This window comes from Amphritea sp., assembly GCF_016744155.1.
Classification (GTDB): domain Bacteria; phylum Pseudomonadota; class Gammaproteobacteria; order Pseudomonadales; family Balneatricaceae; genus Amphritea.
The window spans coordinates 19,643-32,463 of the sequence record NZ_JADGEW010000022.1; the positions used below are offsets into that span (position 1 = coordinate 19,643).

Sequence of the window (12,821 nt, forward strand, 5' to 3'; positions counted from 1 at the left end):
TAGTGATAGGACGACTGAGGGGTGAGCTGCTGGAGAAACATCCGCCGCAACTGGTTTTAGATGTTAACGGCGTGGGTTATGAAGTTGATGCGTCAATGAATTCCTTTTATCAGTTGCCTGAGGTGGGTAAGCAGGTCACCTTGTATACTCATATGGTGGTGAGAGAAGATGCTCAGTTGCTGTACGGATTTTATGATCGTTCTGAGCGTTCACTGTTTCGTACTTTGATTAAAGTGAATGGTGTTGGGCCGAAGCTGGCTCTTACTATTCTATCGGGTATCAGTGTGAATGAATTTGTTCAGTCAGTTGAGCATCAGGATACGGTTGCGCTGGTGCGTTTGCCGGGCGTAGGCAAAAAAACAGCTGAGCGACTGATTGTCGAAATGAAAGATAAATTACAGGACTTCCATATCACTGATGCTGATGAATTTACGTTGAGTGGTGAGATGGGAGCTGCCCCTCTGGGAGCTTCAGCTGATTATAGAGCAGAAGCGGAAAGCGCTTTAGTGGCATTAGGTTATAAGCCGGTTCAGGCTACTAAAGCGATCTCCCAGGCTGAGAAGGTTAAGCCTGGAGCAAATAGCGAAGAATTGATCCGTGCAGCGCTGAAAAGCATGGTGCAAGGTTAATAACAAAGTTGAATAAGTAGAGTACAGACTATGATCGAAGCTGATCGCTTTGTTTCTCCCGTAAGTGCGCCTCAGGAAGAGGTGCAAGATCGTGCAATCCGACCTAAAACATTGCAGGAATATGTTGGCCAGCCAGTGGTGCGTGAGCAGATGGATATTTTCATTGGCGCCGCTAAAAAGCGTAAAGAAGCGCTGGATCATACGCTTATTTTTGGTCCTCCTGGATTAGGTAAAACTACGTTAGCCAATATTATTGCCAATGAGATGGAGTGCGGTATTAAAGCCACATCTGGTCCGGTATTGGAAAAGGCCGGTGATCTGGCTGCGATGCTGACTAATCTTGAGCCTGGGGATGTGCTTTTTATTGATGAGATTCACCGGCTAAGCGCGTCGGTGGAAGAGGTCTTGTATCCAGCGATGGAGGACTATCAGCTTGATATTATGATTGGCGATGGTCCTGCCGCCCGTTCAATTAAATTGGAGTTGCCTCCTTTCACGTTGGTAGGTGCGACGACTCGTGCTGGTCTGTTGACATCACCGCTGCGTGACCGGTTTGGTATTGTGCAACGGTTGGAGTTTTATAATATAGATGACTTAACCTCTATCGTAGAGCGTTCTGCGCGACTGTCAGGTAGTGGAGTCGATCATGAAGGGGCGATTGAGATTGCCCGCCGTTCTAGAGGTACTCCGCGTATTGCCAATCGCTTACTGCGCCGATCCCGGGATTATGCCGAGGTGAAGGGCGATGGCAAGATAACTCTGGAGATGGCTGATTTAGCGCTGAATATGCTGAACGTTGATGAGCATGGCTTTGATCATATGGATCGCCGTTTACTATTGGCCATGATTGAGAAATTTGGCGGTGGTCCTGTGGGTGTTGATAGCCTGGCTGCGGCCATCAGTGAAGAACGAGATACTATTGAAGATGTGCTTGAGCCCTATCTGATTCAACAGGGCTTTCTGATGAGAACCCCCCGCGGACGTGTAGTGACCGACAACGCCTATCGTCATTTTGGTCTTGAATTGCCTGACCGGGATCAATAGAACCGGGATCTGCCTGCGATAACTGATTTATATCAAAGCACAAACTGATTTCAGGGTTTAACTTTTAAGCTGTAAGCATAAAACAATAATGTTTAAAGCGTTAAAAGGTGAATAACATGAAACCCTGCTGCCTGAGTGATTCACAACTAAGTACCCTGAAGCGCGAAGTACAGTCTCTGGAAGAGCAGCTTCAAGCTGACCTGGAGGCCGAGCAGAGCGATAAAAAGGCTGAATTGAGTCTTGTTGCATCCTCGGAGGTGCTTGATCGTGCTGAAGCGGTCAATGTCGCGGTGGGGCAGCAAACCGTTTTGTCTCATATTGTACAGCTTGAAGAAGAAATCATTGAGTGTCGCAATGCTCTTCAGAGAATTGAAGATGGCCGCTATGGCTGTTGTGGCAGTTGCGACGAGGAGATTGAGCTGAATCGTCTTATGGCGAACCCTGTGGCAATCTTATGTGTTGGTTGTCAGTCTCAATATGAGTTACACCGTACAGACAATAAGGCCGCTTCTTTCTGAAGCCCTTTACAATAAGATTAAACCGCCAATCTGGCGGTTTTTTTATTCTTATCTGCGTTATATTGAACTTAAACGATTGCAAACCATCCAATCGACGAATATGGCTGATCAGGCTGAGCTGAATCCCTGTAAATACCATTTTATGTCAGGAAAAATGCAGATTTTCAACGCTGATCTCGCTACTATCAGAACCAGTTTGTCAGCTTTTCATAGAAGGGGTTAAAACGTGCCGGATAAAATGTCGATCTGGAGCTTAGTCGTCAACGCAAGTGTAGTGGTTCAACTGGTTATGTTGATTCTACTAATGGCGTCAGTTATTTCCTGGGTAATGATTTTTCAGCGTCATTTTATCTTGCGTCAGGCGCAACAAAAATTACGTAAATTTGAAGATCGATTCTGGTCCGGTGTCGACCTGAGTCAGTTGTTTCGGGAAGTAAATGCCGACCCGGATAGCGATGACGGTGCTGAGAATATTTTTCGCGCCGGTCTGAAAGAGTTTAGTCGCATGAGTCAACAATCAGGTGTTGATCGTGATGCCATAATGGAAGGTGCTCAGCGGAGTATGCGGGTGGCGCTGGCGCGGGAAGAAGAGAAACTGGAGCAACATCTACCATTCTTAGCAACAGTGGGGTCTACCAGCCCCTATATCGGCCTATTTGGTACTGTTTGGGGGATTATGAACTCTTTTCGAGGGCTGGCTAATGTGCATCAGGCAACGCTGGCTTCGGTTGCTCCGGGCATATCTGAAGCGCTGATTGCGACAGCTATTGGTCTTTTTGCAGCTATCCCGGCGGTCATCGCCTATAACCGGTTCTCTGCTAAAACCGAGTCGCTGATGAACAGCTATGAAACTTTTGCAGATGAATTCTCCAGTGTGCTGCACCGACGTGTACATGCTTCTAGCTGATCTGTAGCAGGCTAATATTATGATTCGCAGAGCAAAAAAGAAGCGTAAGCTCAATGCCGACATCAATGTAGTACCCTATATTGATGTGATGATGGTATTGCTGGTTATCTTTATGATTACAGCGCCTATGTTGACACAGGGTGTTGACGTTGAGTTGCCAAAGGCCAGCTCCGATCCGGTAGATACTCAGGATAGTGAGCCTGTGATAGTGACCGTTGATAAGGATGGTCAGTATTTTATTGATGTGGGAGGGGACCCTCTTGCACCTGTGACCGGAGAAGTTGTAGAAGAGAGGGTCAGTAAGATCCTCAACGGTAACCCTAAGAAGCTTTTACTGGTTCGGGGGGACAAGGGGGTTGATTACGATCACGTTATTCAGTTGATGACTTTGCTTCAGAAAGCCGGTGCTGAAAGTGTCGGACTGGTAACAGAGTAAGCCATTGTGAATTTACGAAGTTACCTCTTACCTGCACTGCTTGCGCTGATACTCCATTCAGTGATTCTGAGTGCCCTGTTCTATAGCTGGTTCGGCTATGCTGAGGATCAACGCCAACTGACACCACGTCATGTTAAAGCCCAGATGGTTGATCTTAAAACACAAGTTAAAGCTTCGCAGCAGGCAAAGCAGGCTGAAGCACAAAAGAAAAAGGAAGCCCGCAAAAAAGCCGAGGCTAAGAAAATAGCCGATGCAAAAAAGAAGGCAGACGCGAAGAAGAAACTAGATGCAAAAAAGAGGGCAGATGATAAAAAGAAAGCCGATGCAAAAAAGAGGGCAGACGCGAAGAAAAAGGATGCTCTGAAAAAGAAAGAAACGCTTAAAAGAGAAGCTCAGAAGAAAGAGAAGGCACGGATAGCGGCTGAAAAGAAGCGTCAGCAAGAGATCAAGCGAAAGGAGCAAGAGCGCCAGGAAAATGCACGCAAAGAGGCTGAGCGACAACAGGCTGAAAAGGAACGACAGGAGACCGAGCAGCAGGAAAAAGCGCAGCGAGAAGCTGAATTGGACGCTGCAATGGCCGAAGAAGAGCGAGAGATGCAGGCAGAACAAGATCGGCAGAGTGTTGCGGGTTACCGTGATTATATTGCTGCTGAAATTGAACAAAGTTGGCGTCGCCCACCGAGTGCTCGAAATGGCATGAAGGTGCTGCTGGCGCTGCATCTGTTGCCGACCGGTGAAGTTGATAATGTCTATGTAGTAACAGGTAGTGGTAACAGTCATTTTGATGAGAGTGCCATTCGCGCGGTAAAGCGAGTAGGGCGCTTCTCTAAACTCCAGGAAATGGATCCGGTATTGTTTGACAGGTACTACCGAAAGTTTAATCTGGAATTTATTCCGTCAGATCTACGCAGGTGATCAGTGATGCAACGTAGTTTTATTTTTGTTTTTTTGTTTTTCTTCAGCCTGTTGGCACGGGCAGAACTAACTATTGAAATTACTCAGGGTGTGGATGAGCCTACTCCGGTGGCGGTTGTCCCCTTTGCCTGGAGTGGTGTTCAGGCGTTGCCGGAAGATGTAGCCCAGGTGATCAGCGATGATCTATACCGCAGTGGCATGTTTAAGCTGATGCCACGGGAAAACATGCTGAGCTTTCCTTCGGATAGAGACTCTCTGTATTTCAGGGATTGGCGTATTAGTGGAAGTGATTTTATTGTCATTGGCCGGGTGAGTGAGGCTGACGGGCAGTTAAATGTTGCTTTTGAGCTGTATGACATCCTTAAGGAAGAGCGCGTTCTTGGTGAAGTGGTTAAGGCAAATCGAAAAAACCTTCGCGCTGTTGGTCACTATATTAGTGATAAAGTGTTCGAGGCGCTTACCGGTGTTCGGGGAGCCTTTTCTACGCGTATCGTCTATGTCACCGCTGAGCAACCGCGCCCAAAAGTATATCGTTATCGGTTGATGCTGGCTGACGCAGATGGTCATAACCCTCGCACAATTCTGGAGTCGAAAGAGCCGATCATGTCTCCGGCCTGGTCACGGGATGGCAGTAAGCTGGCTTATGTGTCATTTGAATCGGGCCGTCCTGCGGTGTATATCCAATACCTGGCGACAGGAAAGCGTGAAAAAGTTCAGTCATTTCGCGGTCTGAACGGAGCGCCTGCCTGGTCGCCCGATGGGAAAAAGTTAGCACTGGTGCTGTCTAAAGATGGAAATCCTGAAGTCTATATTCTCGATCTGCAGCAACGTCGTCTAAATCGTGTCACCCATCACTTTGGTATTGATACTGAACCATCCTGGTCGCCAGATGGACAGTCGCTGATCTTTACTTCTGATCGAGGTGGTCAGCCGCAGATCTATTCAATCTATCTGCCGACCCGCGATGTCACGCGACTGACATTTGAAGGGCAGTATAATGCCCGGGGGCGTCTGACCCAGGATGGGCGCTTTCTCGCGATGGTGCATCAGAACAATGGTTCATTCCATATAGCGGTTCAGGATCTTCGTACAGGTCGTGTGGATCTACTGACGGAAACATTTATGGATGAGTCTCCGACTATTGCGCCAAACGGCAGCATTATTTTATATGCCACTCAGGAAGGTGTACGTGGAGTTTTGTCTGCTGTGTCATTGGATGGGCGGGTGAAATTTCGTTTGCCTTCCTCTGAGGGTGATGTTCGTGAACCTGCTTGGTCGCCATTTCAGTAAGGCGTCTGAAATCTGTATTTATTTGAGTAGTGACTGCACTTAGGTACAAGGTGACTGCTCTAAGGTACAATGTTAAATCAAATAGTTAGAAATGCCATCCGATTGTGGTGTGGCTATTGCAATCAGGCTTAGCAAGCTTTACTTTAAGCAATATTAAGGTTCTGTTTGTATTAAATTTTATAAAACATATTAGGAGTTTTCGATGCGTGCTATGAATATTGGCAAGGCCACTGCTTTGGCTCTGACGGTCGTTTGGGCAGCAGGTTGTAGTACTACAAACACATCAGATACGGGTGGCATGGGCGGCGAACCTGCGGCGACTACTACTGAAGCGACTTCTGGTACTTCAATGTCTGGTACTTCAATGGAAGATATTAAGAACCTGGCAACTATCTTCTACTTTGACTTTGATACGTCTCAGGTTAAGGCTGAAGCTGTTCAAGCACTGCGTGGACATGCGAAGTACCTGGTAGCTAATCCTTCAGCTAACGTTGTTCTTGAAGGCCATGCTGATGAGCGTGGTACTCGTGAGTACAACATCGCTCTGGGTGAGCGCCGTGCACAGGCAGTTGCTCGCGTACTGACAGTTAATGGCGTTTCAAGCAGTCAGATTGAGCTGGTTAGTTTCGGTGAAGAAAAGCCAGCGGTAATGGGTCACAACAATAGTTCTTGGGCTCAGAACCGTCGCGTAGAACTTCAATACTAATCTGCCATTGGTTATTAGTATTTATGCGAAAAACGTCTAGTCTTGCTGCGGTACTGGTGCTTTCAAGCGCCGGTGCCTTTGCAGCGGATCCTGTCCCTGTCATTGAATTACAGATAGAAGACAGTCCTAATTCCTCGTCGATATACAATACCTCTGGTCCGCTTCAGGGCAGTGGTAATGATATTATGTTATTGCAACAGCTGCAGGACGAGATGCGCGTACTTCGCGGCATGGTTGAGCAGCAGCAATATCAAATTCGGCAGATGGAGCAGCAGCAGCGAGATCGGTATCGTGACCTTGATCGCCGAATAGCTGCCGGGCAAAGCCTGCCAACGAATGGATCTGCACCTTCTGTATCTTCGACTGGAGTGGGTGGCTCTACCGCAGGGAGTGCAACTGTTACTCCCCCGGTGCCGTTACCTGCAGCTGATAGCACACCGACCGATGCGCAGGCATACCAGCAGGCATTTTCTCTTGTAAGACAGAAAAGCTTTCCTGCTGCCTTAGCGGAATTTGATAAGTTTATTGAGCTTTATCCAGAGAGTGTTCGGCTTCCGAATGCGTATTACTGGGTAGGCGAAGTGAATCTTGCTGAGCAGAAGCTTGAACCGGCCAAAGCGGCTTTCGAACGAGTGTTACAGATGTTTCCTCAACATCGGAAAGCGGCTGATGCATCTTATAAATTAGGTGTGATCTACCATCAGATGGGTGATCAGGTAAAAGCTGATAAAATGTTCAATGATACGGTCTCCCGCTACCCTGAGAGTTCAGCCGCCAATCTGGCGCGCGACTATTTGAAACGATAACAACCGAAAAATCCTTAAGGTTTGAAGATGAGTACTCCCTCCAACAATGCCGTCGTATTGTTATCCGGTGGTCTTGATTCAGCGACTACGCTGGCGATGGCTTCCGAACGTGGTTTTAACTGTTATGTGATGAGTTTTGACTATGGTCAGCGCTCTCAGACTGAACTTGCTGCGGCGAAGAGAATTGCTGCGGATCTTAAAGTGAAAGAACACCGTATTGTGCGTCTTAATCTGGAAGATTTTGGTGGTTCTGCACTGACTGATAACAGCATCGAGGTTCCAGATCATGAAGAGGAGGGGATTCCGGTTACGTATGTACCTGCCCGTAATACCGTCTTTATGTCTTTGGCGCTGGCCTGGGCTGAAGTGCTGCATGCGCAACATATATTTATCGGTGTGAATGCAGTTGATTATTCCGGCTACCCTGATTGCAGACCAGAATATATTGCCGCTTTTGAGCACATGGCTAATCTGGCGACCAAAACAGGCGTCGAAGGTGAGCGACTCAGTATAGAAACGCCGCTGATCGACCTGACTAAAGCTGAGATAATTCAAGAAGGAATGCGTTTGGGCGTTGATTACGGCCTGACCGTTTCCTGCTATCAGGCGGATGATGAGGGCCGAGCCTGTGGTGTCTGCGATAGTTGTCGACTCAGAGCAAGTGGCTTTAAGGATGCAGGAGTTTCTGATCCTACTCCTTACATGCCCGGAGTAAGTGATTAGGGTATTTTTACCTGTCTGGACAAAAGGAGCTGATAATCAGCTCCTTTTTTGTTGCAGCTTAGCCCTCATTGCGTAGATTTAACATTTCCAGTGAAGCAGTGATGGTATAATATCTATCCGTTTCAAACCCGTTACTGTTTCATTACCCAATTAAGAATATTTATTGATGTTAAATAAAGAAGAGCTGTCAGATCGTATTCTGGTCCAGGAGTATTTTGCTAGAGAACACCTTCCCGGTGAGCTGAATACACTGCAGCAGGATGAATACAAGAACCGTATTAAGCAACTTCTGAAAGAGAAGGATGCCTGTCTGGTTGCGCATTATTATACCGACCAGATTCTTCAGGAACTGGCCGATGAAACCGGTGGCTGTGTCTCCGACTCTCTTGAGATGGCTCGCTTTGGAAATACGCATCCAGCGAAAACGCTGATCGTGGCCGGCGTGAAATTTATGGGTGAAACGGCAAAGATATTGAATCCTGAGAAACGGGTTCTAATGCCGACGCTTGAAGCAAACTGTTCCCTGGATATTGGCTGTCCTGCCGATGAGTTCACCGCTTTTTGTGATGCCCATCCCGATCATGAAGTGGTAGTTTATGCCAATACCTCTGCTGCCGTTAAGGCGAGAGCGGACTGGGTGGTGACCTCTGGTATCGCCCTTAAAGTCGTTGAGCATTTGGCTGATCAAGGTAAAAAGATTATCTGGGCGCCGGACAAACACTTGGGTGCCTATGTGCAGAAGCAGACCGGTATCGAGATGCTGATGTGGGATGCTGCTTGTATAGTGCATGATGAGTTTAAAGCGCAGCGTCTGCTAGATCTTAAAAAAGTTTATCCAGATGCTGCGGTATTGGTTCACCCTGAATCACCGGATCCCGTTGTCGAGTTGGCTGATATGGTTGGTTCAACAACGCAGATTATCAACGCTGCACGAGATATGCCTAATAAGCAGTTTATAGTGGCTACAGACCGGGCTATTTTTTATAAAATGCGTCAGGCTGCCCCCGATAAAGAGTTCATAGAAGCGCCTACAGGTGGTTCCGGGGCTACTTGCAGAAGTTGTGCGCACTGTCCCTGGATGGCTATGAACGGGCTGGAGAATGTTCTTCAGGCGTTGGAGCAGGGTAGTGGTGAGATTATTGTCGATGAGTTATTGATCGATGATGCCCGACGACCGCTTCAGCGAATGCTTGATTTCTCTGCCAATAACGGTTGATATATTTTTTGACTTCAGAGAATTGAAAAAGCCTGCGATAAGCAGGCTTTTTTTGTATCAGCTAAGTAGTGCTGATTAAGGCGTTATTGATTATGCGCCGCGTTTATCAACCATAAAGATACCGTAGCCGGTAGCAACCAGCTTCTCGCCGACATGTACATCGGTACGCATCTTAACCCGGCGACGTTTCTCATCGATCTCTTCAATGGTTCCGGTAGCTTTGGCTGTGTCGCCAATGTATACCGGAGCTTTAAACTTAATAGACTGATCGATATAGATAGCACCAGGTCCTGGCAGACGGGTACCTGCAACCGTAGAGATCAGGGCCGCAGAAAACATACCGTGAACAATACGGTTTTTGAATGGGGTGGTGGCTGCATATTCACTGTTGATGTGGATTGGATTGTTGTCCCCAGAGATACCGGCAAACATATATACATCGGATTCAGAAATAGTTTTGGCGTATGAGGCACTCATGCCAATTTCCAGATCTTCCAGGTAGTAACCGTGCAGTTCATCCATTTGTAATTCCTCTTTTATCGGGATGTAGCTAAGGCCAAAAAGTGAGACAAGTTGGCCTTAAATAGTGTTGTTGAAGCAGATGTAGGTGAAAACCTGAATGCAGGTAACGACCACTTACAATTTATTTTGCTCCCTATCAGTAAGTAAAACAGGTTTTTGTTGCAGTGCGAAGTGCTAATTCATAGATTTACTGATGCAATGCCTATAGCGGGTGATTAAACTACCACTTGTTAAGGTTTAGAGTATTTATCGGCAATCAGAGTGGTTTTGCCGTTATGCTGTTGCAGTTTATGCGGGGCTATGGACAATGGCCCTTCCAAAGGGGTGAGGGTGTACAGTTTATGGTAACTAAAGTAGTGCTGACGTTGCTGGTAATTCTGGCGGCCTATATCTATTTAAAGCGCAGACGAGTTGTTTCTCAGCCACGCTTAAAGCCTGTTGAAGTGAATCAGGCTTCAGATAAGCCTTTTCGTATTATTGCGATTCTTCTATTGCTCGTATCTCTTGTCGGGACATCGGGCTATGTTATCTATCATTGGGTTGATGGGCATCAGTTACTCCAAGTCACCCTGACATCCCCAGGAACCAATGAGCCTCAGCTTTATCGGGTACATAAGTCTGAGCTGAATGAGCGAAGTTTTACCACGGTTGAAGGGCAGATTATCCGTATTGGATCTCAGGATCGCTTACAGATTGAGGCGATGCCTGAATAATTACTCGGATAGCTAAAGAGTTTGTGCCTCAGAGGTAGAGAAACGGATGCTTTTAGTTTTTATGCCGATATAATGTCGTTTGCTGCAACTGCGTAATTTGGTTTTCGTATTACGCGTCTAAAGTGTACATCTTGTAATCGTTTATTCTTTTTCGGGTCTGACGGTAATCAACGCTGAGTTTGATCATAGCGCTTTTTATGTTGAGCTAGTGTTTCAAACTTAGCTTTGCGGGCTTAGTGTTTCAGGGATTTTTATGTTTCAACGAACCAGTCTTCATAGCCATAAAACATTACCTTCCAGTATTAACAGTGCAGGGGATCATAAATTACTTGCCAGCTCAGGTTATCAACTGCCTTTGTGCTGGTTACTGCTGTTTCACGAAAGTGACCTGCAGTTACAAAAAGTGTATAGCTTTGAGGGTGAACAAACCTGCGAGTACACCACTCTGATCTGTTCCAAGTCAGATGCACTGGAACGATATCAACATGCTGCCGAACGTTTTAAAAGTTTGCTAGGTAAGCGCTGCGGTACATATTTTGACTATTGGCAGCAGTACCTAGAGTATAACGTTGAAGATTATCTTTATCTCGATGCTACCGCGCTGTGGATGAACGGCGATTCGAAAGCTTATCTCGATAATCTCAGTCTGAGCCTAAGTGGTGTAAGTTGGGTAGCATCAGATGAATGTCGATGGAAACGAAGTCGGCTTGAGTCGTTGCCGTTCGTGGGGCGTGCATTCGACCCGATTGAACCCGCCCTTAAGCATAATGGAGTCCGTCACCTGCTATCGCAATGCGGAGTGTTAGATGCAGATGGTGGGATCTATATTGATAAGTCGGTGCTTCAGGGGGACGTCTGAATAGAGCGGCCGCTAAATCTATGAACGGCGATAAATAGACGGAATTTTTATGAATCGTAATGTGATCTTGTTATCTCTCTGTCAGGCTTTACTGACAACCGGTAACGTACTGCTTATCTCGGTCAATGCGCTGATTGGTCAGCAGCTATCTCCCTCTCCGGGGTTAATTACTTTGCCGGTGGCGATGCAATTTGTCGGTCTTATGTGTGCGACTATTCCTGCTTCTTTGATCATGGCGCGCATTGGTAGGAAAAATGGCTTCTATCTCGGTAACTCCGTTGGCATAGTCGGTGCCCTTTGTTGTATTTTTGCTCTCCAGCAGTCACAGTTTTTTATCTTCTGTCTGGGTACCTTTTTGCTGGGTATCGGTATTGGTTTTGGTACGTTGTATCGCTTTGCGGCTGTAGAAGCTTGTCCGGATGATCAAAAAAGCCGGGCGATCTCCATGGTGATGGCAGGGGGTGTAATCGCCGCTGTTTTGGGGCCGAACCTGGCTATCAGTAGTCGGGACTGGTTGGATGATAGTGTTTTTACGGGTGCCTTTGTTGGCTTGGCAGTTCTCTATGTTATTGCGTTGGTCTTACTCTCTTTTATTCGGATAGCGCCGCAAAAAGTGAATTCGGCCCATGAGATGAATAATAGCCGACCTATACTGGATATCGTTCTGCAGCCGGTATTTATCGTGGCTGCGACGGTCGGCATGATCAGTTATGCGGTAATGAATCTGATTATGACGGTCACTCCGGTAGCGATGGCTCGTTGTGGTTTTGATTTCAGTACCGCTGCCTGGGTTATTGAGTGGCATGTATTAGGTATGTTTCTACCCTCATTTATTACGCCGGTTCTGATTCGGCGATTTGGTTTATTACCAATGATGGTTCTGGGTGCTGTGTTTATGCTGGCTTGTATAGTCCTCAATCTGAATGGAGTAAGCCAGTGGCACTTCTGGGGGGGCTTAGCTTTATTGGGTGTTGGTTGGAACTTTATGTTTATCAGCGCGACCCAGTTGGTGACCTCTGCATACAGAACCGAGGAAAAAGCTAAAAGTCAGGCGGCCAATGAGTTTCTTATATTCGGCATGGTAACCGTTTCAGCGTTTAGTTCAGGCTGGTTAGAATCTAGCTTGGGGTGGCAGATGCTTAATACGCTTATGATACCGGTCGTTATCTGGGCTGTTGTCGTTATTCTGTTTTACCGGAAACCGGTAAATCAGCATCTTTTGGCACACCAGTAAGCTAAAAAGAAACATAAAAAAAGGGCCACTGACAAAAGTCAGAGGCCCATTAAGTGTTGATGAGTAATACATTGTTGATGAGTAATACGTTACTGGGGAGACCTGTTTTAGAAGTCAACCTTTAACTCGATCTTTAAGCCAATCTTAAATATGAGCCTTTTAAAACAATGCGTTTACTTTCTAAACGCGTCTTCTTAAACAGGGGATTTCAGTATTGGTCGGGATTCTTAATTCGTCAAGAAAATATCTGGTTATTAGCTTAGACTAAAATTTTCAGTAGCAGTCTATTTCAAAAACTTAAGC

General features: G+C 46.6%; 15 protein-coding genes. 14 read left to right on the plus strand and 1 reads right to left on the minus strand.

Annotated features, from left to right (window positions below):
* Positions 1 to 2: 2 nt before the first annotated feature.
* The 11 genes from ruvA (at position 3) to nadA (ending at position 9,190) form a co-directional block, all read left to right on the plus strand.
* Positions 3 to 629 (plus strand): Holliday junction branch migration protein RuvA, encoded by a 627-nt coding sequence (ruvA, locus tag QZZ54_RS14865; protein WP_290703562.1) that lies wholly within the window; start codon positions 3 to 5, stop codon positions 627 to 629.
* Between the two features lie 30 nt (positions 630 to 659).
* On the plus strand, positions 660 to 1,673 hold the full coding sequence (gene ruvB, locus QZZ54_RS14870) for a Holliday junction branch migration DNA helicase RuvB (RefSeq protein WP_290703564.1): 1,014 nt from the start codon (positions 660 to 662) through the stop codon (positions 1,671 to 1,673).
* 116 nt (positions 1,674 to 1,789) lie between these two features.
* Positions 1,790 to 2,191: a TraR/DksA C4-type zinc finger protein gene (locus QZZ54_RS14875; RefSeq protein ID WP_290703566.1), complete on the plus strand. Its 402-nt coding sequence runs from the start codon at positions 1,790 to 1,792 to the stop codon at positions 2,189 to 2,191.
* A 226-nt stretch (positions 2,192 to 2,417) separates the two neighbouring features.
* Complete coding sequence (gene tolQ, locus QZZ54_RS14880; protein ID WP_290703568.1) at positions 2,418 to 3,098, plus strand: protein TolQ; 681 nt, start codon at positions 2,418 to 2,420, stop codon at positions 3,096 to 3,098.
* A gap of 19 nt (positions 3,099 to 3,117) precedes the next feature.
* Positions 3,118 to 3,534 (plus strand): protein TolR, encoded by a 417-nt coding sequence (tolR, locus tag QZZ54_RS14885; RefSeq protein ID WP_290703569.1) that lies wholly within the window; start codon positions 3,118 to 3,120, stop codon positions 3,532 to 3,534.
* A 6-nt stretch (positions 3,535 to 3,540) separates the two neighbouring features.
* Positions 3,541 to 4,449, plus strand: coding sequence for a cell envelope integrity protein TolA (gene tolA, locus QZZ54_RS14890; protein ID WP_290703571.1), 909 nt, complete (start codon positions 3,541 to 3,543; stop codon positions 4,447 to 4,449).
* Positions 4,450 to 4,455: 6 nt separating this feature from the next.
* On the plus strand, positions 4,456 to 5,739 hold the full coding sequence (tolB, locus tag QZZ54_RS14895) for a Tol-Pal system beta propeller repeat protein TolB (RefSeq protein WP_290703573.1): 1,284 nt from the start codon (positions 4,456 to 4,458) through the stop codon (positions 5,737 to 5,739).
* Positions 5,740 to 5,941: 202 nt separating this feature from the next.
* Positions 5,942 to 6,445: a peptidoglycan-associated lipoprotein Pal gene (gene pal, locus QZZ54_RS14900; RefSeq protein ID WP_290703575.1), complete on the plus strand. Its 504-nt coding sequence runs from the start codon at positions 5,942 to 5,944 to the stop codon at positions 6,443 to 6,445.
* Positions 6,446 to 6,468: 23 nt separating this feature from the next.
* Entirely contained in the window at positions 6,469 to 7,251 is a 783-nt protein-coding gene (gene ybgF / locus QZZ54_RS14905; RefSeq protein WP_290703577.1) for a tol-pal system protein YbgF, read from the plus strand.
* Between the two features lie 27 nt (positions 7,252 to 7,278).
* A complete protein-coding gene (queC, locus tag QZZ54_RS14910; RefSeq protein WP_290703579.1) occupies positions 7,279 to 7,974 on the plus strand; it encodes a 7-cyano-7-deazaguanine synthase QueC in 696 nt (231 codons plus the stop codon).
* Positions 7,975 to 8,140: 166 nt separating this feature from the next.
* Complete coding sequence (gene nadA, locus QZZ54_RS14915; protein WP_290703581.1) at positions 8,141 to 9,190, plus strand: quinolinate synthase NadA; 1,050 nt, start codon at positions 8,141 to 8,143, stop codon at positions 9,188 to 9,190.
* A gap of 90 nt (positions 9,191 to 9,280) precedes the next feature.
* Here the strand turns inward: nadA and QZZ54_RS14920 are convergent, their stop codons facing one another.
* On the minus strand, positions 9,281 to 9,712 hold the full coding sequence (locus tag QZZ54_RS14920; protein WP_290703583.1) for a MaoC family dehydratase: 432 nt from the start codon (positions 9,710 to 9,712) through the stop codon (positions 9,281 to 9,283).
* 341 nt (positions 9,713 to 10,053) lie between these two features.
* Here QZZ54_RS14920 and QZZ54_RS14925 point away from each other — a divergent pair, with 341 nt between their 5' ends.
* The 3 genes from QZZ54_RS14925 (at position 10,054) to QZZ54_RS14935 (ending at position 12,518) form a co-directional block, all read left to right on the plus strand.
* Complete coding sequence (locus tag QZZ54_RS14925; RefSeq protein WP_290703585.1) at positions 10,054 to 10,425, plus strand: hypothetical protein; 372 nt, start codon at positions 10,054 to 10,056, stop codon at positions 10,423 to 10,425.
* A 253-nt stretch (positions 10,426 to 10,678) separates the two neighbouring features.
* Positions 10,679 to 11,284: a hypothetical protein gene (locus QZZ54_RS14930; protein WP_290703586.1), complete on the plus strand. Its 606-nt coding sequence runs from the start codon at positions 10,679 to 10,681 to the stop codon at positions 11,282 to 11,284.
* 49 nt (positions 11,285 to 11,333) lie between these two features.
* Complete coding sequence (locus tag QZZ54_RS14935; protein ID WP_290703588.1) at positions 11,334 to 12,518, plus strand: MFS transporter; 1,185 nt, start codon at positions 11,334 to 11,336, stop codon at positions 12,516 to 12,518.
* The last annotated feature ends 303 nt before the right edge of the window (positions 12,519 to 12,821 follow it).

What these genes read in the sequence shown, in the direction of transcription:
- ybgF (WP_290703577.1), top strand. Translation starts at nt 6,469, where the DNA reads ATGCGAAAAACGTCTAGTCTTGCTGCGGTACTGGTGCTTTCAAGCGCC.
- nadA (WP_290703581.1), top strand. Translation starts at nt 8,141, where the DNA reads ATGTTAAATAAAGAAGAGCTGTCAGATCGTATTCTGGTCCAGGAGTAT.
- pal (WP_290703575.1), top strand. Translation starts at nt 5,942, where the DNA reads ATGCGTGCTATGAATATTGGCAAGGCCACTGCTTTGGCTCTGACGGTC.
- queC (WP_290703579.1), top strand. Translation starts at nt 7,279, where the DNA reads ATGAGTACTCCCTCCAACAATGCCGTCGTATTGTTATCCGGTGGTCTT.
- ruvB (WP_290703564.1), top strand. Translation starts at nt 660, where the DNA reads ATGATCGAAGCTGATCGCTTTGTTTCTCCCGTAAGTGCGCCTCAGGAA.
- QZZ54_RS14920 (WP_290703583.1), bottom strand. Translation starts at nt 9,712, where the DNA reads ATGGATGAACTGCACGGTTACTACCTGGAAGATCTGGAAATTGGCATG.
- QZZ54_RS14930 (WP_290703586.1), top strand. Translation starts at nt 10,679, where the DNA reads ATGTTTCAACGAACCAGTCTTCATAGCCATAAAACATTACCTTCCAGT.
- tolR (WP_290703569.1), top strand. Translation starts at nt 3,118, where the DNA reads ATGATTCGCAGAGCAAAAAAGAAGCGTAAGCTCAATGCCGACATCAAT.
- QZZ54_RS14935 (WP_290703588.1), top strand. Translation starts at nt 11,334, where the DNA reads ATGAATCGTAATGTGATCTTGTTATCTCTCTGTCAGGCTTTACTGACA.
- QZZ54_RS14925 (WP_290703585.1), top strand. Translation starts at nt 10,054, where the DNA reads ATGGTAACTAAAGTAGTGCTGACGTTGCTGGTAATTCTGGCGGCCTAT.
- QZZ54_RS14875 (WP_290703566.1), top strand. Translation starts at nt 1,790, where the DNA reads ATGAAACCCTGCTGCCTGAGTGATTCACAACTAAGTACCCTGAAGCGC.
- tolB (WP_290703573.1), top strand. Translation starts at nt 4,456, where the DNA reads ATGCAACGTAGTTTTATTTTTGTTTTTTTGTTTTTCTTCAGCCTGTTG.